The sequence below is a fragment of the Allolucifera butyrica genome, assembly GCF_900476375.1.
Taxonomy (GTDB): domain Bacteria; phylum Bacillota; class Negativicutes; order Sporomusales; family UPPP01; genus Lucifera; species Lucifera butyrica.
This window is the reverse complement of sequence record NZ_UPPP01000116.1, coordinates 141,013-166,176: the sequence shown is the minus strand read 5'-3', so window position 1 is coordinate 166,176 and position 25,164 is coordinate 141,013. Positions and strand designations below refer to the sequence as shown.

24 protein-coding genes are annotated in these 25,164 nt (G+C 50.3%); 4 read left to right on the top strand and 20 right to left on the bottom strand.

What is annotated here, in order from left to right; all coding sequences use genetic code 11:
• Positions 1-33 precede the first annotated feature (33 nt).
• Positions 34-3,129 carry an efflux RND transporter permease subunit gene (locus tag LUCIF_RS23140; protein WP_122630179.1) on the bottom strand — a complete coding sequence of 1,032 codons (3,096 nt, stop codon included), beginning with the start codon at positions 3,127-3,129 and terminating at the stop codon, positions 34-36.
• On the bottom strand, positions 3,126-4,265 hold the full coding sequence (locus LUCIF_RS23135) for an efflux RND transporter periplasmic adaptor subunit (RefSeq protein ID WP_122630178.1): 1,140 nt from the start codon (positions 4,263-4,265) through the stop codon (positions 3,126-3,128). Before LUCIF_RS23135 ends, LUCIF_RS23140 begins: the two co-directional genes overlap by 4 nt.
• 222 nt (positions 4,266-4,487) lie before the next feature.
• On the opposite strand from LUCIF_RS23135, the gene LUCIF_RS23130 reads away from it, so the two are divergent.
• A complete protein-coding gene (locus LUCIF_RS23130; protein WP_207858358.1) occupies positions 4,488-5,375 on the top strand; it encodes a potassium channel family protein in 888 nt (295 codons plus the stop codon).
• A 148-nt stretch (positions 5,376-5,523) separates the two neighbouring features.
• Here the strand turns inward: LUCIF_RS23130 and LUCIF_RS23125 are convergent, their stop codons facing one another.
• The 10 genes from LUCIF_RS23125 to LUCIF_RS23080 all read right to left on the bottom strand — a co-directional run bounded on the left by LUCIF_RS23125 (position 5,524) and on the right by LUCIF_RS23080 (position 15,131).
• Positions 5,524-6,663 (bottom strand): ABC transporter ATP-binding protein, encoded by a 1,140-nt coding sequence (locus tag LUCIF_RS23125; RefSeq protein ID WP_122630177.1) that lies wholly within the window; start codon positions 6,661-6,663, stop codon positions 5,524-5,526.
• Between the two features lie 24 nt (positions 6,664-6,687).
• Positions 6,688-8,031, bottom strand: coding sequence for an ABC transporter substrate-binding protein (locus tag LUCIF_RS23120; protein ID WP_122630176.1), 1,344 nt, complete (start codon positions 8,029-8,031; stop codon positions 6,688-6,690).
• Positions 8,032-8,094: 63 nt separating this feature from the next.
• Positions 8,095-8,916: a carbohydrate ABC transporter permease gene (locus LUCIF_RS23115; RefSeq protein WP_122630175.1), complete on the bottom strand. Its 822-nt coding sequence runs from the start codon at positions 8,914-8,916 to the stop codon at positions 8,095-8,097.
• Complete coding sequence (locus tag LUCIF_RS23110; protein ID WP_207858356.1) at positions 8,913-9,815, bottom strand: carbohydrate ABC transporter permease; 903 nt, start codon at positions 9,813-9,815, stop codon at positions 8,913-8,915. Before LUCIF_RS23110 ends, LUCIF_RS23115 begins: the two co-directional genes overlap by 4 nt.
• 184 nt (positions 9,816-9,999) lie before the next feature.
• Entirely contained in the window at positions 10,000-10,437 is a 438-nt protein-coding gene (locus tag LUCIF_RS23105; RefSeq protein WP_122630174.1) for a PTS sugar transporter subunit IIA, read from the bottom strand.
• Between the two features lies 1 nt (position 10,438).
• The gene (agaD, locus tag LUCIF_RS23100) at positions 10,439-11,236 is read right to left on the bottom strand and encodes a PTS galactosamine transporter subunit IID (RefSeq protein ID WP_122630173.1); all 798 of its coding nucleotides are present in this window, start codon (positions 11,234-11,236) and stop codon (positions 10,439-10,441) included.
• On the bottom strand, positions 11,223-12,017 hold the full coding sequence (gene agaC / locus LUCIF_RS23095) for a PTS galactosamine transporter subunit IIC (RefSeq protein WP_122630172.1): 795 nt from the start codon (positions 12,015-12,017) through the stop codon (positions 11,223-11,225). The genes agaD and agaC overlap by 14 nt, the downstream gene beginning before the upstream one ends.
• A 145-nt stretch (positions 12,018-12,162) precedes the next feature.
• On the bottom strand, positions 12,163-12,645 hold the full coding sequence (gene agaB, locus LUCIF_RS23090; RefSeq protein ID WP_122630171.1) for a PTS galactosamine transporter subunit IIB: 483 nt from the start codon (positions 12,643-12,645) through the stop codon (positions 12,163-12,165).
• Positions 12,630-13,784 carry an SIS domain-containing protein gene (locus LUCIF_RS23085; RefSeq protein ID WP_122630170.1) on the bottom strand — a complete coding sequence of 385 codons (1,155 nt, stop codon included), beginning with the start codon at positions 13,782-13,784 and terminating at the stop codon, positions 12,630-12,632. Before LUCIF_RS23085 ends, agaB begins: the two co-directional genes overlap by 16 nt.
• An 18-nt stretch (positions 13,785-13,802) precedes the next feature.
• The gene (locus tag LUCIF_RS23080) at positions 13,803-15,131 is read right to left on the bottom strand and encodes a class II D-tagatose-bisphosphate aldolase, non-catalytic subunit (protein WP_122630169.1); all 1,329 of its coding nucleotides are present in this window, start codon (positions 15,129-15,131) and stop codon (positions 13,803-13,805) included.
• Positions 15,132-15,500: 369 nt separating this feature from the next.
• On the opposite strand from LUCIF_RS23080, the gene LUCIF_RS23070 reads away from it, so the two are divergent.
• Positions 15,501-15,899, top strand: coding sequence for a helix-turn-helix domain-containing protein (locus LUCIF_RS23070; RefSeq protein ID WP_122630167.1), 399 nt, complete (start codon positions 15,501-15,503; stop codon positions 15,897-15,899).
• A gap of 123 nt (positions 15,900-16,022) precedes the next feature.
• Here the strand turns inward: LUCIF_RS23070 and LUCIF_RS23065 are convergent, their stop codons facing one another.
• The 3 genes from LUCIF_RS23065 to LUCIF_RS23055 form a co-directional block, all read right to left on the bottom strand.
• Positions 16,023-17,069, bottom strand: a complete 1,047-nt coding sequence (locus tag LUCIF_RS23065) for a YncE family protein (protein ID WP_122630166.1) — start codon at positions 17,067-17,069, stop codon at positions 16,023-16,025.
• Between the two features lie 369 nt (positions 17,070-17,438).
• Positions 17,439-18,866, bottom strand: coding sequence for a sensor histidine kinase (locus tag LUCIF_RS23060; RefSeq protein WP_122630165.1), 1,428 nt, complete (start codon positions 18,864-18,866; stop codon positions 17,439-17,441).
• The gene (locus LUCIF_RS23055) at positions 18,850-19,542 is read right to left on the bottom strand and encodes a response regulator transcription factor (RefSeq protein ID WP_122630164.1); all 693 of its coding nucleotides are present in this window, start codon (positions 19,540-19,542) and stop codon (positions 18,850-18,852) included. The genes LUCIF_RS23060 and LUCIF_RS23055 overlap by 17 nt, the downstream gene beginning before the upstream one ends.
• A 171-nt stretch (positions 19,543-19,713) precedes the next feature.
• Between LUCIF_RS23055 and LUCIF_RS23050 the strand changes: the two genes are divergently transcribed.
• Positions 19,714-20,106 (top strand): hypothetical protein, encoded by a 393-nt coding sequence (locus LUCIF_RS23050; protein WP_122630163.1) that lies wholly within the window; start codon positions 19,714-19,716, stop codon positions 20,104-20,106.
• 621 nt (positions 20,107-20,727) lie between these two features.
• Here LUCIF_RS23050 and LUCIF_RS23045 read toward each other — a convergent pair.
• The 3 genes from LUCIF_RS23045 to LUCIF_RS23035 form a co-directional block, all read right to left on the bottom strand.
• Positions 20,728-20,877: an aspartyl-phosphate phosphatase Spo0E family protein gene (locus LUCIF_RS23045; RefSeq protein WP_165866130.1), complete on the bottom strand. Its 150-nt coding sequence runs from the start codon at positions 20,875-20,877 to the stop codon at positions 20,728-20,730.
• A gap of 108 nt (positions 20,878-20,985) precedes the next feature.
• Complete coding sequence (locus tag LUCIF_RS23040; protein ID WP_122630161.1) at positions 20,986-21,213, bottom strand: hypothetical protein; 228 nt, start codon at positions 21,211-21,213, stop codon at positions 20,986-20,988.
• A gap of 152 nt (positions 21,214-21,365) precedes the next feature.
• Positions 21,366-22,250 (bottom strand): fumarylacetoacetate hydrolase family protein, encoded by an 885-nt coding sequence (locus LUCIF_RS23035; protein WP_122630160.1) that lies wholly within the window; start codon positions 22,248-22,250, stop codon positions 21,366-21,368.
• 138 nt (positions 22,251-22,388) lie between these two features.
• On the opposite strand from LUCIF_RS23035, the gene LUCIF_RS23030 reads away from it, so the two are divergent.
• Positions 22,389-23,276, top strand: coding sequence for a LysR family transcriptional regulator (locus LUCIF_RS23030; RefSeq protein ID WP_122630159.1), 888 nt, complete (start codon positions 22,389-22,391; stop codon positions 23,274-23,276).
• A 49-nt stretch (positions 23,277-23,325) separates the two neighbouring features.
• Here the strand turns inward: LUCIF_RS23030 and LUCIF_RS23025 are convergent, their stop codons facing one another.
• On the bottom strand, positions 23,326-24,162 hold the full coding sequence (locus LUCIF_RS23025; protein ID WP_122630158.1) for an MBL fold metallo-hydrolase: 837 nt from the start codon (positions 24,160-24,162) through the stop codon (positions 23,326-23,328).
• Between the two features lie 70 nt (positions 24,163-24,232).
• Complete coding sequence (locus LUCIF_RS23020; protein ID WP_122630157.1) at positions 24,233-25,039, bottom strand: nitroreductase family protein; 807 nt, start codon at positions 25,037-25,039, stop codon at positions 24,233-24,235.
• Positions 25,040-25,164: the final 125 nt, after the last annotated feature.

Sequence of the window (25,164 nt, the reverse complement as noted above, 5' to 3'; positions counted from 1 at the left end):
TCAACCGGCAATAGCCGCCGGTTGAGCCTTTTATCACCCTTGCGGTGAAAGATTTTCCCGTTTTTTGGCCAGCTTTTGCTGCATTTGATCAAACCACACATAAAACACCGGTGTTACATAAAGAGTTAAAAACTGGGAGAATATCAGCCCTCCAACTACCGCTACCCCAAGCGGCTGCCTTGACTCGCCGCCCGTTCCAAATCCGAGGGCGATGGGAAGCGTCCCAAAAACGGCGGCCATTGTCGTCATCATAATTGGCCGGAACCGGATCTGGCAAGCCTCATAAATGGAATCCCGGGATGAAAGTCCTTTCTTTTTGGCCAGTTCCAGTGCAAAGTCGATCATCATAATCCCGTTCTTTTTGACAATGCCGACGAGCATAATAATGCCGACATAAGAATAAATATCAAGCTCCATATGAAACAGCATCAGAAAGATCAGCGCCCCGGCGCCGGCTAGGGGCAGCGCGGTTAAAATAGTAACCGGATGAATGAAACTCTCGTACAGAATACCCAGCACGACGTAAATGATAAAGATAGTGACAAACAGGAGAAATCCCATATTAGCGAACGAGCTTTGGAAAGCCGAAGTATTGCCTTCGAAAAAGCCGGTAACGCCGGCAGGAAGAATTTTTTGGGCCGCCGACCGGATCTCATCCGCCGCCGTCCCCAGGGCATAACCCGGTTTGAGGTTATAAGTGATCGTCGCTGCGGGCAATTGCCCGCTATGGTTAACAGACAGCGACGATAGAACTTCGCGCTGCTTAGTGATGGTTGAAAGAGGAACCAGCGTACCCGAAGCCGCTTTTACATAAAGCCGGCTAAGTACGGACGGATCCGACTGAAAACTTTTGCCAAGGTCCAGATATACATCATACTCATTGCTGGGAGTATAAATTGTAGTTACTAACCGGTCGGCATACGAAGAATACAACGCGTCTTGAATCTGGTCGGCCGTCAAACCCAGAGCGGAAGCCTTATCCCGGTCAATATCGAGAATAATCTTCGGCGTCCGCAATTCCAAGCTGGAATTCACGTCGGTTAATCCCGGGAGGGTCCGCATCCTGTTCTCCATAGCCGCAGCCGCTTTCGCCAGAAGATTCAGGTCAGGGCTGGTAAGGGTGTACTGACCGACGCCGAAGGTCTGGCGGCTGCCAATGGTGATGGGAGGGGGATTGTAGGGAAAGGCCCGCAGTCCGGGTATACTATTGATTTCAGGCCGTAACCGGGCAATGATTTGGTCCACCGATTCTTTCCGTTCCGCCCGGTCCTTTAGCGTTACGAACATAAATCCTTTGTTATAAGTAGGCGTGCCGACAACGGACAAGGCCCCCTTTATATCCGGCTCTTTGGCAATAATCCGGTCCAATTCCCGTTGGTGGCTGGCCAGATAATCGAAAGAAGACCGGTCGTTGCCCTGTGTCCGGATAATAAACATATCCATATCCTGGCTGGGAATAAAGCCTTTATCAATCCGCGTAAACAAAAAACCGGCCAAAAGGAAGACACTCAAGGTAAAAGCCAGGACTTTCCGGGGATGAGCCAGGGACAGCGCCAAGGTCCGTCCATAAAAGCGTATCGCCCGTTCAAATACCCGTTCTGAAACCCGCACAAACCGGCCGGCCTGGGTTTTCCCGTTCCTGTGTTTGAGAATATAGGCGCACATCATCGGGGTTAGCGTCAGCGAAATAAAACCGGAAAGCAGGATAGCCGCCGTGATGCTCACGGCGAATTCATTGAACAGACGGCCCACTATGCCGCTCATAAATAAAATAGGGACAAAAACGACTACCAAAGACAAGGTCATCGACAATACAGTAAAGCCAATTTCCCTTGAACCGGCAAAAGCGGCCTCCCGCGGGGTTTCACCCGCCTCGACCCGCCGCACAATATTTTCCATCACCACAACGGCGTCGTCGACCACAAACCCTGCCGCGAGGGTAAGCGACATAAGCGATATGTTATTCAGGCTAAAACCCGCCAGCTTCATTACGGCAAACGTCCCCACGAGCGAGAGGGGCACAGTAATGCCTGGAATCAGTGTGGCGCGCAAACTGCCAAGAAAGGTGAAAACCACAGCAATGACCAGAAAAATGGTCAACAAAAGAGTAAGCTGGACATCTTTTACCGACGCCTGAATAAATTGGGACCTGTCGTAAAGCAGCGTAACATTGATTCCTTTAGGAATGGCTCCCTGCACCATTGCCATTTTATTCCGCACATCCTTGGCAATTTGGACAGCGTTTGCCCCCGGCTGTTTGCTGATGGCGACGAACACTCCGTCGCTCCGGCCTTTTGACGTAATGAGTGAGCGGTGCATAAACTCGTTTTCCGTACTATCCGTCGCCTGGCCGATATCCTGAATGCGGATCGGATTGCCATTCCGGTAGGACACTACCAGCTTATTATAATCTGTCGCTTTCATCAGCTGACCGGTAGAATCCACGCTATAGGCAATAGAAGGTCCGCTGAGAGTTCCGCCCGGCAGATTGACATTTCCCTTCTCCAGGGCCGTTGTCACCTCGTCGATGCCGACATTCCGCGCCGCCATACGGTCAGGATCCATCCGCAGCCGCACCGCATAGCGCTGGGAACCAAAAATCTGAGCTTGCGACACGCCCTCAACCGAGGACAGCGCCGGCAGCACCGACGTCTCGACATAATCCTGCACCTGCGGCATGGTCATAGTCTTTGAGGTAAAGACGTAGTACATGATGGGCTGCTCGGCGGGATTGGTCTTAACATAGGAGGGAGGACTGGGCATATTGGCCGGCAGCCGTTTTTGCGCCGCTGAGATCGCGCTGCTAACATCCTGGGCCGCGGAATCAATGTTGCGGCTTAGAGAAAAAGTAATGGTAATTGTGGTAGATCCGGTTGTATTAGACGAAGACATTGAATCCACGCCGTCAATAGTGGAAAACTGCTTTTCCAGCGGCAGCGCCACTGAGGAAGCCATGGTTTCCGGACTTGCTCCCGGCAGGGAAGCTTTGACCTGAATCGTTGGATAGTCAACATTCGGCAGGAAATCAACCGGCAGCTGGCGATAACTGACAACACCGAAAAACAGCAGACTGACAACAATCAAAATGGTCATTACGGGCCGGCGGATCCAAATGGCGGAGATGTTCACTGCGTTTCACCGCCCTGACTGCCGGCCTGATTATCGGCGCTTTGGACGGCAACCCGGGAACCATCCCGGAGATTAACCTGACCGTCGGTCACCACCGTTTCGCCGCCGGTCAATCCCTTCGAAATGACTGCCAAATTGCCGATAACCCGGTCTTCTTCCACCGGACGCAAGGCAACGGTCTTATCGTTATTCACGACGAATACATACTGACCGGACTGTCCCATATTAACCGCCTCAACCGGTACCACCACCGCCTGCGGCTGCACCCCCATCACAAGGGTAATCCGGACAAACTGCCCGGGCCATAGTTCCCGTTTCACATTGGGAAAGCGAGCCTTCATTTGAATCACGCCCGTTGACGGATCAACGGTATTATTGATAAAGGTCAGAATACCGTCGGTAATGTTCAGCCCCTGTTCGGGGATACTGGCGATTACTTTGAGCGGTCCCTGCGCCTGAGCGGCGCGGACTGCCGCGAGATAACGCTCGGGAACGGTAAAATTGACGTAAATAGGTTGAATCTGATTGATGACCACTAACTGGGTCTGATTCGCCGTAGCCAATGATCCGGTGTTGGCAAGCACCGCCCCGGTCCGTCCGTCAATCGGTGCGCGGATTGAACAATTGTTAAGATCAATGCGGGCGCTTTCCGCCGCCGCCTGGGACTGCCGTACGGTGGCGGTCTGGGCAGCCGAAGAAGTGGTCGATTGTTCAAAGTCCTGCCGCGAAACAGCGCCCTGGCGGAATAGCTCGGAAGAGCGATTGGCGGAAGAAGCCGCAAACGCAGCCTGTTCCGAATCATGCGCCAATTGCGCCTGCGCTTGCGCCAGCTTTTGTTCGAAGGGATGCGGATCAATCGTAACCAGCAGGTCTCCGGCCTTTACGTTCTGTCCCTCCTGGAAATGAACACTCTGCACTGTTCCGGTAACCTGCGGCATAATTACCGCCGAATTGTACGCTTCCACGTTTCCTACGGTCTCGACCTGAACCGGCATATCCTGCGTCCGGGCCTGTCCCGCCGACACGGATACGGCAGCGGGAGCCGCAGATTGAGTTCGGCCGCATCCCGCTGCAATGACTGCTGCGATTAACGGGAATACCAAAAAAATAATACCCTTTTTAAGACAATTCGCCATAACTAGAACACGCCTTTCTCTGACACAATTGTGCGATTCCCCTCACCCTTTTTTCTGTCAATAAAACTAACAATAATAATTCTAAAGCTAATCATGTTAGCCGTCAATCCGGCCGCAATTTTAATTTTTAAATGGCCCTGCTATTTGACAAATTCCAAAGCACCTATTTAGAATAGAAAAAGAAATAGGGTATTTCTACTTATAGGCGGTGACGAATCCATTTTGAATCAATTTATCAATGTATTTTTAAGGCTCATTCGGAACAATTATCTCGCCAAGCCGGTGTTGATTACCAGTACGTCTGTTGTCGTATCTTATTATTTCCCTGATTTAACAGCCGAAATTGTTAGAAAGGACATCCCCCGTGTGCTGTTTCATAAGGCTGCCAACCTGCCCCTATCCGTATATACGCAATTAAGTATCTTCTTCATTCTGGCTATCTTGCTGGCAAGCTGCCTCATGGCCTTTTACGGTGTCTGGGGATTAGTACGGTATATAATGGCCCGCAATCATCAGGGAAAACGGAAAATCATTCTGATTTTAGTCACCTATGTTTATATGATTGTTGCCTTTGCCAATACCTACTATTTAATTACCTATGTCACAGATTTTTTGGACTCCCTATACAAATACCGGATCTACTATGAAATCTCCCAAAACCAGGAGCTAAAAAATTTAATGATCGAAAAAGAAATGCGAGTGCGGGACTTCAGCTCCTTTTCCGGTTTTCACGACCGCTTCTGGTCGGGAGTGGATACCAAAGATGCGGTGCAGCTTTGGATGCCCGACTCCTATCGTCAGGTTCCCGATCCGGTGCCGGTAGCCTTTATTTTCAAGGCTCTTAATTATCGTCCCCCACAGGTGATTCATTATCTGGGCGGAAACAAACTAAGTGTTTACACCGACTGTGTCTATTTCAGCACTACCACCATTACAACGCTGGGGTATGGTGATATCGCGCCGCAAAGCGGCCTATCCAAACTCCTGGTAAGCCTGGAGGCGGTCTTAGGTCAGGTGTTGCTGGCCCTGGGGATCGCCAGCGCCTTTTCCGGAATTCCGGCCGTGCGTCACTTTATCAAAACCGTTCCCCGGCCTAAAAAAGACCGCTGACGGGCCTTTCGGCTCGCGGCGCAGGGCCCAGGGCGCAAAAAACCATCTGGAAATCATTTTGGACGCCAATCCAGGCAGACGGATCGTCTTGTCATAAGCGGAGGTTAAGTGGTAAAAAAAACGACTGCACCCGTGCAGTCGTTTTTCTTTATACATTCAAGCTATATGTCCGGTCCGGGTCCGCCGATGCCGGCAGCACTGCCTGGCAAACCCCGTCCGGCACCGTAAATAAATAGATACTGCCCGGTCCGGGTTTAACCGTCAAATTCTCGCCCGGCAGCGGCGTTCGTTCCGGGTTAATCATTTTTATAATCAACCCTTCGCCGCCTGCCGTTGTGGTATGAATCAAGGCTTCGGAGCCGATATTTTCGACAACCGCCACTACGCAGGGAATCCCCGTTCCGTCTTCCTGCCCGGCCGGTTCCCAAACCAAGTGCTCCGGCCGGATCCCCAAAATCATCTCCCCGGCCAAAACCGGCTCCGGTGCTGCGCTACTTAGCTTAAGCCGGAATCCTCTACCGGTAAAACTTACTTGCTCTCCCGTTTGGTTCACCGTCCCCTGCAGAAACTGCATGGGCGGTGAACCAATGAAGGAGGCGACAAAGCGGTTCGCCGGCCGCCGGTAAATTTCCAGCGGCGCGCCCACCTGCTGCACCACTCCGTCATTCATAACCACGATGCGGCTCCCCATGGTCATGGCTTCCACCTGATCGTGAGTAACATACACAATGGTCGTCTTTAAACGTTGATGCAATTGAATCAATTCCGCCCGGGTAGCCGCCCGCAGTCTGGCATCCAGATTGCTGAGCGGCTCATCCATGAGAAAGACCTGGGGCTGGCGTACAATCGCCCGTCCCAGCGCCGCCCGCTGCTGCTGCCCGCCGGAAAGCTGCCGGGGATACCGGTCCAGGAGAGCGGTAATCTCGAGCATGGCCGCCGTTTCTTCAATTCGCCGCGCAATCTCCTCCCGGGGCCGGCGGCGCAGGCGCAGGCTATAAGCCAGATTCGCCCGCACCGTCATATGCGGATATAAGGCGTAATTTTGAAATACCATGGCAATATCCCGGTCTTTGGGTTCCCTATGGGTGACATCGGTCTCGCCGATAAAAAGATTCCCTGAAGAAGGCGTCTCCAGTCCGGCTATCATTCTGAGCGTGGTGGTCTTGCCGCAGCCGGAAGGGCCGACCAAAACCAGAAATTCACCGTCGGCAATTGTCAAATTCATGGTTGCCACCGCCGTATGGTTGGCAAACTGCTTGCTGATATTCTGTAATGTTACAGTAGCCATAAAAACCCTCTGCTTTGCACCTTTTTACTTAGTCTGATTGTAGCGAGCAATGGCCTCATTGACCCTTGCCGCCGCTTTTTTCAGGGCCTCCGCCGCTGTGGCCTGCCCGTTCAGCACCTGTTCGATTGCCGTTTCAATTTCCTGGCGGCCTTGGGTAAACACGCCCAATAACGCCCCTTGCGTAGCCCGGGTAATGGGCGAACTGTGCAACTGATCAATGGCAACCTTAAATTGCGGATATTTTTGATGGAATTGTTTTAGGTTTTCTTCGTTGTAAGCTAACTTCGTAATCGGAAAATACCCCGTATGAATATGCCAATAGGCCTGTTGTTCCGGAGCGGTCATGAATTTAATAAATTCCCAGGCCGCCTTTTCTTCCGCCGCACTGTGATTGCCCATCAGCCACAGCGAGCCGCCGCCGATGATCACGCCGCCGTCGGAACCGGCCGGACGGGGCATGAACGCGGTCCCAACCTGAAATTTGCCGTTTATCCCGTCCATGATGTCGGGCAGAACCCCGGTAGAGTCGATCGTCATCGCGGTCTGTCCGGCGATGAACGCTTTCTGGCTGTCCGAAGTCTTACGTCCAATATTCTCACAAACTCCATCTTTCACCATATCGTTCCACCAGTTCAGGATTTTCTCTCCCTGGGCATTGTCATAAGCAACCGCAGTCGCTGCGCCGTCCCTTCCATTGCTCTGGTTCGCGTACAGCGCGTTTTCTTCGGCCATAAACTGTTCAAAGAACCAGCCATAAATTGCCAGGGTAAGCCCAGGACGGGTTACCTTGCCGGAGTCATCTCGCACGGTCAGCTTTTTCGCCGACGCCGCCACCTCTTCAAAAGTACGGGGCGGTTTTTCCGGATCCAGCCCGGCCGCCTTAAACATGTCCTTGTTATAATACAGAATCGGCGTCGAAGTATTGAACGGCATGGAATACAATTTGTTATCCACCGTATAATACGCCAAAATGTTTGGCTCAAAGGATGAAGTGTCCAGCTTATCGGCATCGATCCATTTCTGCACCGGTACAATCGCTTTGCTGTCAATCATGAAGCGGGTACCGATATCATAGACTTGCATAACGTTCGGTGTGGCGTTAGACCGGATGGACTGCTTCAACTTGTTCAGGGCGTCGTCATAGGACCCCTGGAAAACGGCTTCGACCTGAATACCGGGGTGGGTCTTATTAAATTGGTCAACAAGAGCTTTGGTCGCTTCCGCTACTTTGCCGCCTACGGAATACCAGAATACCACTTTCACCGGCTGCTGGCCGCCCTGGGCCTGCTGCTGCGGACCGCCGCAAGCCGACAGAACCGCCACCAGGACGGCCAGCAAAGCGGCCGCTATCATTTTTCTACCCTTCATAGCAACTACCTCCACTTTAAATGATTTAGATTTTTCAACTCTCTATGGGTTTCCCAAGACCGGTCAGCCTTTTACTGCGCCGGCGGTTAACCCCCTCACCAGCTGCTTCTGTCCGGCAATCAGCAAAATCGCCGTCGGCAGCGATACCAGGATAACCCCCGCCATCATACTGTTCCAGGAAAGCGACTGGTCCCATTGCAGCATAGCCAACCCGATCTGTACCGTCCGCATTGAATCGGTATTGGTAACTAACAGCGGCCACAAGTATTGGTTGTAAGTGGTAAGAAAAGCATAGACCGCCAGCGTCGCCAGCGCCGGGCGGGACAACGGCAGCACCATGGTGGCAAAAAACCGGAAATGGCCGCAGCCGTCGATACGGGCGGCGTCGTTTAGCGCCTGGGGCAGCGTCATGAACGATTGCCGCAGGAGAAACGTCCCGAACGCAGTGGCCAAAAACGGGGCGGCTAACCCCTGAAAAGTATCCAGCCAGTTGAGATTTTTAATCGTAAAGTAATTAGGAATAATCGTGGCTTCCCAGGGAATCATCATGGTCGCCAGAAACCCATAAAAAAGAACCTGCCGGCCCGGAAACCGCATGAAAGTAAAGGCATAAGCCGCCAGGCTGGCCGTAACCAATTGTCCGGCCGTCACTATACCGGATACCAAAAAACTGTTGGCAATAAACCGCAAAACCGGCGCGGTAGCCAGGGCTTGCCGGTACGCTTCCCAATACAGCCCGCCGGGAATAAACCGGGGTGGATAAGCCATGGTTTCGGCGGCGGTTTCCAGACTGACCGCCAAAGCGTACCAAAGCGGGAACAGCAATATTAACGCGGTTATGCTTAATACGGCATATTGCAGTCCCGTGATAAGCCGTTTTTTCATCGATAAAAGACCTTCCTTTCCAGCAGCCAAAATTGCAGCAGCGTTAAGGCAAAAATGATCAAAAACAAGACAATCGCCTGGGCGCTGGCCAGGCCATAATTGAAATTAAAAAATGCTTCCCGGTAGATGGAATATACCATCACATTGGTAGCTCCCACCGGTCCTCCCAGGGTCAAAATGTTGATTTCGCCAAACACTTGCATCGCGTTAATCATTGATACGACAAACACGAAAAACAAGGTGGGCGACAACAGGGGAAGAGTAATATCCCTAAATAAATGCCATGCCCCGGCGCCGTCAATGCGGCCGCTCTCGTACAAACTGTCGGGAATGGACTTCAGTCCGCTCAATAAAATGATGGTATTAAATCCCAGACTGCGCCATACTGCGACAATAGCCAGCGAAAAAAGCGCCAGATTAGGGTCGACCAGCCACCGGGCCGGCGGCACCCCCGCCAATGACAACAGGTAATTGAGCACTCCGGCGCTAGGATTGTACAACATCATCCAAATCATCGAGGCCGAAGCCACTGCGATAACCAGAGGAGAGGCAAATACGGTACGGAAAAAGGCAATTCCTTTCAATCGCCAGTTGGCGATATACGCCAGATACAGCCCAATGATCATACCGGGAATAACGGTGTAGACGGCAAACAATAAGGTCAAAAGGATATTACGCCCGAACTTGTCAACGGCAAACAAGGCAACATATTGCTGTCCGCCAACAAAGGTTTTGGGGACTCCCATCATGTCGGCCTGGTGCAGGCTGAGCCAAAACGTTTTAACCAGAGGATAAAACACGAAAGTTATAAAAATCAGGATTGACGGCGCTAAATAAAGCAAAGCATGTGCTAACCGGCGGCTATCCAGCCGCCGCATTCCTGTCCACGCTGGATTCAATGGCAACACCTCTTAGAAAGCGGTTATTCGACTTGATTCTAGCACAAATGGCTATGCCATTTTGGTTTATTAACAAATTTTAACAACGATTAAAACTTTATTAACAAATCCCTCGATCAAAGTGAAAACCCCACACCATAAAAAGTGTGGGGTTTCCTTGCCTGTGCTGCCGCCGTGAAGCGGCTCAAATGCCCTGGCCTCTTTCCGCCGGAGTCTGGCCCGGCCGTCCGGCGGCCGGGCGGAAATGCTGGGTTGTTTTCCGGCTCACCGCTACCATCTCTGCCGCCAGTTGCTCCACCGGCAGGGTTTCCCGCTGCAATATTGCTTCGATCATTGAACCGACATTGACCCCGGTCACGACTTCCCGGCCTTGCCGGCCGACGGCCAGCGCCGCCGCCACCTTAAAGGGCGTCCCGCCTAAAAGATCCGTGATGAATAGTACACTGCCGGCCTGATTCGCCTGAACAATCCGGCTGAATTTCTCCTTCAAAGTTTCCTCCGTGTCGGCGGCGGTAAAATCGACAAAATAGATATCCTGGACCGGACCGGCGATCAGTTCAATACTGCTCTGCAGGGCCGTGGCAAATCGGCCGTGCCCGCTGACGATGAAAAGAGTTTTCATCTTACAGTACCCCGGCGAAGGACAAACCGATGGCCCCTACAAACGTCCCCAGAATCAGCAAGGACGGATGAACCTGCTTGCTTTTCAACAGATACAGCATCAGCAGGGCATAACTCATGGGCAGCAAATTGGGAAAGATTTTATCAAAAAAATCCTTCTGCAATGAAACGCTGTGTCCGGCATTAATCGCCACCTGGGTAACCACTTCAATGTGGATATAAGAAGCGATCAATCCGCCGATCACCGTCACGCCTAGGATAGTCGCCGCCCTGGCGATAATGCGGGAACTGTCTTTGATTTTTGCCAAAGCTTTGATCCCCAGGTTATAGCCCAGATGGGTCCAGGCAATCCGCAGGATAAAGATTGTCAGATACACGGCGAAGAAAAGGACCGGCCCGAGCACACTGCCCTGCAAGGCGAAGGAGGCGCTGATGCCTGCTACAATCGGTAGCAGCGTAAACCAGAAGATGGCGTCCCCGATGCCGGCCAGCGGACCGAACAGGGCGACTTTCAGGCCTTTGATTAAACTGCGGTCCTCATTATTTTCTTCCAGCGACAGTAAGAGGCCCATTAAGAAACCGACCAAATTGGGATGGGTATTAATAAACTCCAGATTGTCCTTCATCGCCGCCGACAGCCTCTGTTTGTCGCCGCGGCAGATTCTGCGCAGGGCCGGCAGCATAGCCAGGGTAAAACCGCCCGCCTGCATCCGTTCATAGTTAAAGCTCGCCTGTAAAAAGGAAGAAATCATGCCCAGCCGGGTAATGTCGCCCTTGGTTAAAATCCTAGATGCCTTCATGCGGGCCATCTCCTTTCATTCCCGTCTCGTAAGCCGCCGGCAGCCTGTTCTTGCCGTTAAAATACTCATACACTGCAAAGGCGGTTCCTACCAAAGCCACGGGCAGTAGGTTGGAAAACTGGATAAAGGATGCAAACACAAAACCGGCGATGAGATACGGTACATACTGCTTTTTCAACATGACCTTCAACAACATGCCAAACCCAACGCCCGGCAAAATTCCGCCGGCAATCTCAAACCCGTGAGTCAGCCATGCCGGCATGGACTGCACCAGCATCTGCATGGCGTCCTGCGCCACATAAGCGCTGAAAAACACGACAACCCCATAGGTCAGCGCCACTATGGCCGTTGTCAGGATATTTAGCCGGATAAACGCCCGGGTATCCGCTTCTTCGGCGTACTTGTCCGCTCTCCCCATGAAAAAAGAAAAACTGGAATAGTAAAGTAAAATAATATATTGCATCAAAAAACTGAACGGCAGGGCCAGGCCGATGGCGGTCTTGGCCTCAATGCCGGTGGTATAGGCGATGACCGTGGTCATGACCCCCGCCAGAATCGGATTGGGCGGCTGGGTTCCTCCCGCCGGCGTCAACCCGGCAAAGGCCAGTTCGGTTAAGCCGCCGGCAATCAGGCCGGTTGGCAAATCCCCCAGAATCAGCCCGGTTAACGTGCATACGATGATGGGCCGGAATAAAAAGAGACTTTCCAGCCAGAAATCAATTCCCAGCACTACGGCCATGACCGCCAGTTCCCAACCCTGCAGCCAGGTTATACTATGCATTCGCTCTTCCCCCTTCTCAATACGAACCCGTTTAAAAAGCGCATCTACGTTGTTGCGGCTGCGCGTTCTCACTCAACGTACGCCTGAGTACGCCTTCGTTCGAATGCTCGCCGCGCCTGGTATCTGCATCTTTTTAATCAGGCTCTCAACCTACAGAATGTCTGGCATCGCCCGGCGTATCCTGAATAAACATCTCGATGCCCCGGGCTTGGATGTACCGGAGATCCGCCAGGTCCGTGTCATCCACGTACACTTTCTTGCTCAGCGGCCGTTTGCCCGGCGCAAAATGCATATTGCCCACATTGACCGCCTCGATGGGTACGCCCCCGTCAATCAGGCGCCTCACTACCGCCGGGGTTTTACAAATCAGAAATATCTTTTGCGCCGGCGACGCCTGATGAATGACTTGAATCGTATGTTCCACCGAAAAGAACCGGATCTGAGCGCCGGACGCTTCGGCCGTGACGGCCATGAGCTGCTGCTGCAGGGAATCCTGCGCAATCGCGTCATCCGCCACCAGGAGCAGATTCGCCCCCAGGGAAGTGGTCCAGGTCACGCCGACCTGGCCATGGACCAGCCGGTTATCAATACGGGTTAATAAAATGTTCGGTTTCACTGCTGCCGCCATGGGTGAATCTTCACCCCCTGGACAACCTTGTTGACTTCTCCGCCCGGAAAGGGATTATCGGGCGTACAGCCGCATTGGAGGGAAGCAAACAACGCCGCAATCTGGGCCACCAGTACGGGGATATACAGCGTAAATCCGTCCGGCAGCTTTTCATTGACCGAATTATAAACATATAGGTCGGCCAGCCGGTCCATTTCCGGATCATACCGGTCGTCTACCACCACCAGCCGGCGTTTTTCCGCCCGGGCAAGCTCCCGCAGCATGTCCAAATCGTACTGCCGGGTATAATCGCCGGCGGCGGCAAAATACAAGACCGCCGTGGCCGACGTCAGCATCGCCTTCGGCCCGTGCCGGAAACCCAGAGGCGTGTCATAGCGCGAGAGAACTTTTCCGGCCGTTAGTTCCAGAATCTTGAGCGCTCCCTCCCTGGCTGCGCCCCAAAGCGGGCCGGACCCCAGCACGACAGCCCGGTCCGCGTCGGCCAGGACCCCGACCAGCCGGATAAAGACGCGGTCGATCACGGCCGCCGCGTAGTCGGCCAGTCGGGCCACCTCCGGCGTCCAATCCCGTTCATTATGCAAAATACCGTAAGCCGCCAGCATCATTCCCGTCACACTGCCCGTCATGGCAAAGGCGGCATCATTCACCGATTCTAATGTAAAGCGCAAAGTCCGTTCATTGTGAAAACCGGCCAATTTTCCCTGGGGGTTGCAGGTAATAATAAGGTGATATATCTCCCTGACCCGTTGTTCCGCTAATTCCATAGCCGCCAAACTTTCCGGACTGTCGCCGGACCGCCCCAGCGAGATCAGCAGGGTTTTGACCGCCGGCGGAAAATACAGGTCGGGATTGGCCACCAGGCTGGTAGTATGCACCGACTCCACCGCCGCAAAACCCAGTTCCTGCCGCAGCAGCGGTGCCAGGGCATCCCCGATAAAACCCGAACTGCCGGCGCCGGTCAAAATAACCCGGGTATCCTTGTCCAGCCTGCTTAGAAAACAGGCAATCTCCGCTTTCCGGTGCCGGATTCCGGCGTAGATTGTTTGCCAGGCCGCCGGCTGCCGCCCGATTTCCGCCAGGGTATGCTCCATCTCTTGTCTCTCCGCTTCTTCCGGGGTAAAACCCAATCGATGTCCCATTTTTATCCTCCTTTGCTTTTAGCCGTCAATCCGGACCGGTCTCACCGCATACAGATAATCGTCCAGTGTGGTCCCGATCCAGTCCTTGACTAAGCTGACCGGCTCGTTTTCCAAGCGCCCGCCGCGGACTTTGTCATACTGGCGCGGCATAAACTGCCGCAGCAGTGTCAGCGGCAAGCCGGTCTGCCGCAGATTCTCCAATAGTTGGCTGAGGGCATAGCGGACCTCGGCCAGGGGCAAATAATAACGGCAGCGGTCAAACAGGCTGTACTTCCGGGCGTATCGGACCGCCGGGGGGCTGCCGGTATAATGCCGGGTCCAGCCGGCCGGCGTGCGGGCCATGGACCAGTCCAGCACTTCCATAAAACAGGACGCCTCCCGGTCCGGACGAAACCGGAGCAATTCCTTCTCCATATAACTCAGCGCAAACAAACCTTCCCGCAGGGCAAAGGACAGTGCCGGCCCCACTTTCAAAATGGCAATCCCGTCCTCCACCATTTCCTTGAGCGCCTGCGGCGTCTGGTAATCGGTGGAATGCCCTTCCAGCACCAGACCGGGGTATTGCTGCAGCGTCCGGGTCAGCTCGCGCGCGGCGGCGCGGTCATAGGCATGAACCGCTTCCTCCCCGAATTCCACCCCCGGCTGCACTACACAGGCCGCCACATTCTCCCAGGCAACCTCCAGACCGGCCTGGCGGAAAGCCTGCCCGTAAGCAGCCACCGTTGCTGCCAAATCCTCCGGCCGGGTAATCGCAAGCCCTGCTTCCCCCTCCCGGCTGCCGCCCGGCGCCGGCACTTCGCTGCCCACCACATAGACCGGACGTAGGGCCGCCGGATTTTCCGCCCGCAGCCGGGCCGACGCCAGTTCCGCTTCCCGGCATAATTCGGCGCCCCGGGACGCCGCTCGCTCCGGATCACTCCGGCTCTGGCGGCAGTCACCGGCCAGAGGCATACTCGTATCCAGATGAATTTTACTAAACCCGGCCAGAACATATTGCCGGACCAATTCCCGGGCTTTTTCCATGGCCCGGTCGACCGGCTCCTCCTGCCACGGCAGCGGCCCTAAATGGTCGCCGCCGAGAAGGATCCGCTGCCGCGGAAACGGTACGTTGTCCGCAATACGGTAGACAAAATCGCGGAAATCGACCGGTTTCATCCCGGTATACCCGCCAAACTGATTGACCTGGTTAGCAGTGGCTTCGATCAGCACCGGCCCCCGCGTTGCCGCCGCCCGTTCCATCGCCGCGGCAATAACATACTCATTGGCGCTGCAAACGGCATACAGACCGTACGGAATTCCGTTCCGCCGCTTTTCCAGTATGTTTTTAAGCGGATGGCTATCCTGCATGGAATCCTCCTCCCTCCCGGAGCCTGCCATTTTCAATAACCATTTACCTTGGCTCCGGGATACGCTATAATTAAAATTGAATTCTTGGGAAAATCCCCCATCGCGGGTCTTCTTTCGAAAAACCCGCATGCCCCGGAAACACACTTTGCTTGGCGGCTGGGTGTTTCCGGGCAGCTGTTTTTGCTGTTATTGAGCAGCAAGCAATCACGCCTTTTAAGAGTAAGCCCTTCACCTTCCTTTAAAACTAAATTAGTGGCCGTTTTTTCCAGAACCCGACCGCTAAAATCATTATATGACATCAATAGATGTCAGTCAATAACCAATTTGAAATTAATAAATATCATTTTGTTTTCATCTATGGTTTAGGAGGTGCTTTCTACGGCAGACTTAAATTTTGAAGCAATCGGCGCCAGAATCCGCCAGGCAAGAGGAACTTTATCGCAAACCGCTTTTGGTGACTCCATTGGCGCATCCCGGGGCTATGTGAACAACATCGAACACGGAGCCAAACCAAGTGTTGAATTTCTGGTGAATGTAGCATTAACTTACGGTATCTCTACGGACTGGCTACTATTCGGCAGGAAAGTTGAAGTATTGGGCGCCGCCGAATCCGCCGCACCTTATGAAAGCGGCCAGCCGGAACCCGGTGCCGCTGCCGCCGCCCTGGATTTGTCAAAACAAATTCAAGGTCTCTTGCCGGAGAACCAAAAACTGGTGATTGAATTTCTAAAAATGCTGCGCAAGCAGCAAAAACGGCCTGCCGATTAGGCAGGCTCCTATTTCGACTTCTCTAAATTCGGACACAAAACCCCGCCCTCTTCCGGGCGGGGTTTCAGATTACACCAAGTTTTTCTTAAAATTATCACGTCTAACGCCCCTGAGGGCAGGAAATTATTGGCGGGAAACAGTGAATACCGAGAAGGTATCCGGAATCAGTTTAGGCCAGACTTTACCGGGTATATATTCTCCCGTTTGGCCCCCTGCAAGATAGATCGAATGAGTTTTAGGGTCAAGAGCCATCGTCTTCACCCAATCTTTAGTAAAGACATTATCGGCTACAACATAATTCCCCTCTTTTGTTTCCTTGTAAACAGTCATAACGGCGTTCATGTTGGCAACAAAAATCATTTTAGTCCCCGGATCGTATACAATCGAGTCGCAATTATATCCGAGAATAGGCAGTTCCGCTAAAATTTTGCCGTTGTTGTTGGTATCTAAAACTGTCAGATAGCCGTTGCGGCCGCCGACGAACAGACGTCCCTTTTCCGTATCGATAGCCATCGGCGTATTCAGTTTAGCCCGGTATAAAGACCAGGTCGCCGTCAATTCCAGTGTATTGGTATCAATAACCGCCACCTTGGCTTGATCATTCATATTGACATAAAGATGACCTTTCCCATCCGCCTGAGCAAACTCCAGTTTTTTGGCCGGAAGGGTAATTGATCCCACCGCCGTTCCGGAGGCCGGATCAATAGCAGTAATTGTGCCTTTGCCGCCGATTGAAAATGCCAGTTTGCTGGCTGGATCATAAACTATGCAATCGGGATCTGCCCCAACAGAGACTGTACCCACCGGAGCAAGGGTAGTCAAGTCGAAGATTTTAACTGCCGAATCGTCGGAGATCGTAGCAAAACCGCGGTTAAACTCGGGAGCGAGCGCGATTCCGCTAACACCTTTCGTGTCGTCAACTATGCCGACAACTTTCTGCGTATCCACATTGAATACGGTTACGCCAGGGCCTCTGCGGGCAATAAACAACTGCCGGGTATTGTTGTTGAAGGTAAGATAATCCCAGGTTCCCTCTCCACCCAGTAAAGTGGTTTTTGTTATGCGGTATCCGGTGGGACCCGCTGCGCTGGCAACTTGAAATAGCCCTGCAAATAAACAAATCATGAGAACTAATGTTAACAACCTGGCAAAATGAATACTTTTTTTCATTTACTTTGTTACCTCCCTTTTTTAGTGGCGCTTACCGGAAATATCAAAAATACGGATGTCACCCCCCCAACAAATAAATTGTATATAAAATTCTCACGACTCAATAATACGACTTAATTTTCCGAATAAACATAATTTATTCATATTGTCCATTTTATGCATTTTGTTCAGAGGTATTGAATATCCTAAGATGCTGCGCCTAACAATAAACAACCCCGCTCCTGCTGAGCAGGAGCGGGGTTGTTTATTGTTTTGATTTCAGCTATATTAGAATATTCAGCATTCCACTTCCCGGATCCCGGGAACTCCGGGGAGCTCCCGCTGAATGACATTGGGTGCCCCCGTCAGGACGCATGGCATACCCCGCAATTACGTTTCAGTTATAGCCAGGGGAATCCGCACGGTTATCGTAGTTCCGCTCCCCAGCGTGCTGGCCAGATGGATCGAACTGTTATGCTGTTCGGCAATCCAGCGGGCAATAGACAGGCCCAGGCCGGTTCCGCCGGTCATCTTGGACCGTGATTTATCCACCCGGTAAAAACGTTCAAAAATCTTCGGCTGTTCTTCTTCCGGTATGCCGATTCCGGTATCTTCAATCGCGATTTCCAGATAATCGCCGGTTTTCCGGGAAGAGATCCGGATAGTTCCCCCGGTGGGAGTATATTTGATGCTATTTTCAATAAAAATCCGCAGCATTTGTTTGATCGATAACGCATCCGCATAAATAGCGGCACAGTCATTCTGCTGGAGAACAACCTGATGGTCCGGAGCAATCAGGCGGGTTTCCTGGGTAACTTCTTCGATCAGTGGCTGCATAGCCAGCCGGGTTTTATTCATGACTTGCCTGTTCTGGTCGGCCCTGGCCAGAAAAAGCAGTTTTTCAATCAGCCCATACATATTCGACGCTTCCGATTTGATGGCTTCGATTCCTTCCTCCAGGGCAGACGGATCTTGTTTGCCCCAGCGGTCCAGCATATCGGCGTAACCGCTGATTACGGTAATGGGCGTCCGGAGTTCGTGGGATGCGTCGGAGACAAAGCGCCGCTGCTGTTCAAACCCGGCTTGAACCCGGTTCAGCATATGATTCAGGGTCTTGGCTAATTCCTGCAGTTCATCATGACTATTGGTAAGCGGAATCCGTCTTGTGAGGTCATTAACCTCGATTTCTTTGGCCGTAGCCGTTATATCGCGGATGGGACGCAAAACTTTCCGGCTGATGAAAATACCGGAGATGACCGCAATCAACAGACCGATCAAATTCGTTACCAGAAGACTCTGAACCAGTTTATTGAGAAAATGCTCCTGCTCTACTGTCTTCGTTAAAAAATAAAGTTGATAAACATGGCCATTTTGCCAAACGATTTGCTTCCGATAATAAAAATGAGCATGTCCAAGGTGAAGTTCATGGAGGGTTCTTTTTTTGAAAATCCCCATTGCCGGAGGAGGCTTTTCCCGCTCCTCTTCCCGGTCCCGGAAAAAGTCATGATTATACGGCAAGTAGGGAGCGCTATCCCATAGCAAACGGTTTTCGGCGTCAAAAATTCTTAGGATTACACCCGGTCCGGTCAGGTTCTCCTTGAACAGCTGCGGGCCTACGGGCTTTCCCGCCGCCAGATAATGCGTTACATTGTTTACGCTTAGGTTCAGTTCATCAAATGTCTGGTTATATAATACATAATATAATCCCGCAACCGTAAGGGCGCTGGTAAAAAGAAGAATGCAGGAAAGAATGACGGCATACAGAACGGTCAGCTTAACCGAGATCGGGATGGCAATTTGCTTAATCCTTGACCACATAACCGACTCCCCTGACAGTGTGTATATATTTTTGTCCGTATTGCTCGTCCAGCTTGCAGCGCAAATAGCGAATATATACATCTACCACATTCGTATTTCCCATATATTCATAACCCCATACTTCCTGGAGAATGCGGTCACGGTCCAGCACCATGTTTTTGTTGCGGACGAGATACTCAAGGAGGTCGTATTCTTTCTTGGTTAATTCCACCGGCTCCTGATTCACCCTGACTTCATAGCGGGTTGGAAACAGTACCAGATTTTTTATATGCAATTCATTTTCTTCGGCCGGCAGCTGCCCCGGCCTGTGTTTGCGGAGCGCCGCGCGGATCCGGGCAAGCAGTTCGGGCGTAGCAAAGGGTTTCGTAATATAATCATCCGCTCCGGTATCCAGTCCCGTTACTTTGTCTTCGATATCGTCCTTGGCAGTTACCATAATGATGGGAATGTCCGATAGCTCCCGCACCCGCCGGCAAATTTCAACCCCGTTCATTTCCGGCAGCATGACATCCAACAGGACTAAGTCAAAGTCTTCCTGCATGATCCGGTCCAGAGCCTGGCGGCCGTTCGCTTCCGTGGCTGTCTGAAACCCCTCGTGTTCCAGTTCCATTTGCAGAAAGCGGGCGATCTTCCATTCATCTTCCACAATCAATATTTTTGTATTTTCACCTGGCACCCGGCCTGCCTCCTTTAACTTGCTCCTGTCTTACTCCTATAAAACCACTTTTTTTGTAAAAAGGGAAGAGTTACAGCCAAATTTTAATCGGATTCTAATCTGGGTTTAATGGCAGTGTAATGTAGAGCGTTTATTCTGTAGTGGAAGCAATCAATAAGGGAGGTTTCCATTATGTTTAAAGATTTCCTGCTTCAAATCAAAAACGGACTTATCGTCTACAAAAAGAAAATTTTGCTGGCCGTACTCCTGATTGTGATACTCGGCGTATTGGGCGCGGGATTCCGTTCCATGTTTCAAGTCCGTGGCGTTGTAACCGCTGTGGATAACAGCCAAGTTACGGTAGCCAGCTTCTTCCGGACGCAAACCATCGACCTGACAGGGGCACCAGTCGATCTAGCCAAAATTAAACCCGGAGAACGAATCCTGATTCAAAAGAATATACAGGGCCAAATTCTCTACGTCCGGGTCCATTCGTCCGAGGAGCGGGAACATCACCGCGACAAAGATCACCATTACAAAGACCGGGACCCTGAAAAGTATCACAACGATCGACCCGGAATTTAATCACCTGAAGCCCTTATAAAGAAAACATCAATTCCCGCAAAAATAGCCGTCCACCCTAAGGTTGACGGCTATTTTCCGTTGATAAACCGGTAATACGGCGAACCAAATGGTAAATCGTCGCAGTACATACAGCGATTATAAAATAGGATACATATTGCATTTTATTTAACTCCTTTTCAGTAACAGGCATACTGTTCCGCTGTAAATCATTATACAACTTTATTATGACAAAGCTATTACAAAAATATCACAAGAGTGTTACAAAAACCAACCAGAGAAGGCGTATATAACCAATCCCACTTTCGCTTTTTCTCTAGCCTTGCGTGGCATTTTGTACATCCCTAGTTACCCCATAACATCTTCGGTTGTCAACAACCCCGTCCCCTTGACACTAGAGATCGTAATGACTTAGTAATGTCTTTAGTTTGCTAATAGAAATATTCCGGTCACCGTGTTCTTCGGAATATTTAAGTAAAGCTTTAAGAACTGATACAAAAGTGCTTAACTGCTCCAAAAGAATCACCTCCGCCTCATATACTATCTACTAATAGCATATTTAATGCAAAGATAAGTTGTTCCGTTGTTTTTATCTGTTACCTTGTACATAAAAAGAAAAGAGCCTTACGGCTCAATTGGATTTTCCAGGTCATTATATTCCCTCATCTTATTTCTGAACTCTTGGCTTGCCCGAATTGCATCCGGTGAATTAATACCCTTTTTACTAATAATTTTATGGAGTTCTTCTTGCAGTTGTTCTATTTCTTTCCACAATTCTTTGAGCCCACGCATAACTCTCCCTACTTTCTTATATTCTCCATAATTATTATAGCAGAATAATTATTATTTTCAAAAGAGAATCAACTAAAAACTAATTAAAATTCAGGCTTCCTTGTCTTTATTTCCACCTTGAAACATAATTACGTACCCCACAATTAACGATCCGCTAACTATAGCTACCTGCGCTATATAATCGCAAATCATTTCTGCCGGTAATTGAGGTTTCAGATGCCACCCGAAATACCAAGTTTCAGTCAAGTTAAATAATATACCGCCTATTATTGAACACATTCCAACGATATAGCGAAACTTACCGCTATCTATCTCCATACACCAATTTCCTCCACAATTTAAATATTCCCATCAGGGCATCTCCTGTAATGTATGCAATCATTCTTGACTTCATGTTTAAAAATCAACAAACCTCCTGCCAAACTGACAGGAGGCCTATTTACCGAGCTAAATCCTACTACTTATTACCGCTATTTCACATGATTAGTCAAATGTCCGATTTGCTCCACTTCAACAGTTACAACATCGCCTGATTTCATCGGACAGGTTCCGGAAGGCGACCCAAGCGCCAAAACATCCCCCGGTTCCAGGGTCATTATATTGGAAATCCAGCTAATAAGGAACGGTATGCTGAGCGACATATCCGACGTATTGCCGTCCTGCACCACCCTGCCGTTCAAAGTAGTCACAATTCTCAGGTTTGCAGGGTCAAGGCCGGTTACAATCCATGGTCCTATCGGACCAAAGGTATCGAAGCCTTTACCGCGGGTAAATTGCGGGTCCGTATGGGTAAGATCCCGGGCTGTAACATCATTAAAGATTGTATAGCCGAAGATATAATCTAGCGCGTCTTCTTCTTTGACGTTTTTGCATCGTTTCCCTATAATCGCCGCTAGTTCCCCCTCAAGTTCCACTTTATTGCTCAAATCGTTAGGGGGGAGGCATATCGTCTCCTGATTGGCAATCAGGGCCGAGGGTGGTTTTAGGAAAAGAAACGGTTCTTTAAGATTGGCTTTGCCGCCGGTTTCTTTTGCATGTCCGGCAAAGGTCCAGCCAAAGTTTACAACCTTGGAAGGTTCTACGGGAGTCAGTATTTTAACCTCATCGAATTCAGCCGTTTTTCCACCGTATGTAAAGGTTTCCTTTACCAATTCGTCAAATCCGCCTTCAAGCCGGAGAATTTTATCGTCCGTTACCAAACCATAAAATGAATCTCCCTTGGCATCCTGATAACGTACTATCTTTTTCATTTTCCCCCCGAGCGTATCCTCATTTAAAATTGAATTGACCATCCCTGCATATGCGGAATTTCCGGTTACGCCTTCAATAACACTGAATGCTCTGCCTTGTTTCATAAATATCACCAGCCTAGGTAAAATATTTTCCAGGAAATCATCCGTATCTGTCTTTATTATAAATCGCTAAAAATAATAGTTGAAATATTGTATAGTCATGTTATTATAACCATAAGTTATCATAGCGAGGTAATAGGGATGGAACTAAGAGAACTGGAATATTTCGTTACTGTAGCGGAGTTAAAAAACTTCACCGCAGCGGCTGAGCGATTGCACATATCCCAGCCTGCCATTTCGAAAGCTGTGCACAAATTAGAAGAAGAACTGGGTTTTCATCTTATAGACCGGAATCAAAAAAGCGTTTTTTTGACCGAAGAGGGTACTGTGTTTTTCAACCTGGCGCGGGGAATCCTTAAACAAGTCGCTATGGCCAAAGATACGATGGAAGAATATAAAAATTTAACCAAAGGAACCTTCCGCATTGCCGTGCCGCCCATATTGGGGGCCTATATTTTTCCTCAGCTATTTGCGGCGTTTAAAAGTAAGTATCCTTTCCTCGAAATGCAGGTTTTAGAAGATGGTTCTTCCACCTCGGTGAATAGGGTGAAAAACGAAGAAGTTCACGTTGGCCTCGTCATTTTACCGCCGGATTTATTGGAACTCCATTTACATCGGATTACTTCCCAGAAAATTGTCGTCTGTCTTCCTGCCGGACATTTTCTCAGCTCTGCATCCGCGTTAACTTTCGAACAAATAAAAAATGAACCGGTAATCCTCTATAATGAGGGCTTTGTCCTGCGGGAAGTGATTTTAAACGAATATGCAAGATACAAAGCGAAACCCAATGTTGTAATCTCTACGAATCAATTTCAAACCATAAAAGCTTTGGTTTCAAAGGGAGTGGGCATCTCCTTTTTGCCGGCAAATTCCATCGTCGAATCCCGGCAACTGATTAAAATCCCGCTCGCACCTGACCTTTTTCTGGATATGGGCCTTATTTGGAAACCAAACAAGACCCTGCCATTAGCCGGCAGGGCCTTCATTGAATTTGTGAAAAACTATTCTTATGATGCGCCGTCGTCATAGGGTTTGGCAAAAAACCGTACCTTATAGCAAACTAACAAATGCACAAGAGCTAGAGAAATTCGACGACGAGTCCTACGCCGATTTCCTGAATCTCAACTGCCTGCGCCAGCCTCATTTTCGAATGGATGTCCGTACAATGGCCGGCATAAACCGTGCCGATCTGTTGTCTTTGAAAGTATTCACAGGTATGTTCCAGCCGGGAGCGGCTGGGATTTAAAAGATGAAAGCCACCGATAATACTGCATATCCGTTCTTCCTGCCATACCTTCTTGGCCTGCTCTATAATATTGCAAATTCCCGCATGCGAGCAGCCGGTAATGATAACCAGCCCCTGGCCGGACCTGTATACCAAGGCCGAATCATCTAACACGAAGTCATCTTGCCAAAGGCCGTCTTTCAGCGTTTCGCCGATTGGCTCCATTGCTTCGAAGGAATTGCTCCGTTCAATTTCCCCCAGGAACATCAATTGATCCGACAACGCGACCGGCTCTCTGCTAAGATTTAGCGAAAACGTGTTTTTTAACTGGTTCGCCGTAAGCAGGGAGCCGATAGGCAGCTCATTTACCCGCTTCTCCCGAAAAGCCTCCGGATGGGCGATCAGCATCGGCAATTGGAACTTGCGGCCTTCCAGGGCCGCTTCCGTGTAAAAACGGACTAACTCCTCCAATCCCCCGGTGTGGTCATTGTGCCCATGAGAGAGAATGACCGCATCCAGCTCCAGTAGGTTGACCCCCATTTTATAGGCATTTTTCAAAAATAGATCCGAGTAGCCTGTATCGAAAAGATATTTCTTTCCTTCCGCTTCGATAAAATACGCTACCGCAGGCTCTCCCTGAAAGTACCGGTCAATGATCGTATTATTATCGACTAAAACGGTTAGTTTCATAGCGTCCTCCCCTTTTTATATTCACCCCTTAACGACTCACTCGTTTCAAGTCGAATATAATACGGAATAATTATAGCCAGGTAATGTCTAATGGATTTCTATTTACAAGCCTTTTATACGAATATTTAGGGTATCCAGCCATAACTGCACCGGTTATGACCTTACCCTCCGGAATTTTAAACAAATCCAATAACGGACCATATCCTGCAAAGGCACACATTTCCAAAAGACCTGCCCAACAGGAACCCAGTCCTAAAGCGGGTGCGTATAATTCAAGGTACGCCAGCGAAAAAACCGTATTTTCTCTCCCCCGGGCAAGGGTTGGGGGTGCTGTGGCTATAATTAAGTGTGGAGCATCCCTGAGTATGGGATCTCTTCCAAACTCACGATAGGCACGAATATGATGCACAAAGCTCCAATGGGAACCGGATTGCTCCTGCCCTTCCATCCACTCGATAATCCTCTCCGTGGCTTTCTGTAAAATATTCTTATCCTCAACAATAGTAAAGGAAACTCCCTGCTTATTGCTGGCGGTCGGCGCAAATCGCGCAATCTCAATCAACTGCAGTAATTTCTCCCTGGGAACCGTCATCTTTTTATAACTACGTATTGACCGTCTCGCCCTAAGAAATAACTGAGCGGTTTCAGCGTCGAATACCGGAAACGATTCAATTTCTTTTTGCTCTGCCAGCGGCGTCTTTTTATTATCAATGGCCGCCTGCGGGCAAACAGCAACACAATGTCCGCAAGCAATACATGCTTCCGGGTTAATTGCTTTTATCCCATCCTCTCCCATAGCCAAAATTCCCACCGGACAAACTTCGGCGCAAATTCCGCACCTTACACATTGTGATGAGTTTACTTCGATTAAATTCATACTTGCTGCCTTCTTTCCCTATCCTATTCTATTGTTATATTAAACAAGCAGGAACCAAATGGCAAGTACGTACTTTTATGTATTATAGTATCTGTTTAGATACCAATCGCTAGAAAACGTGTCAG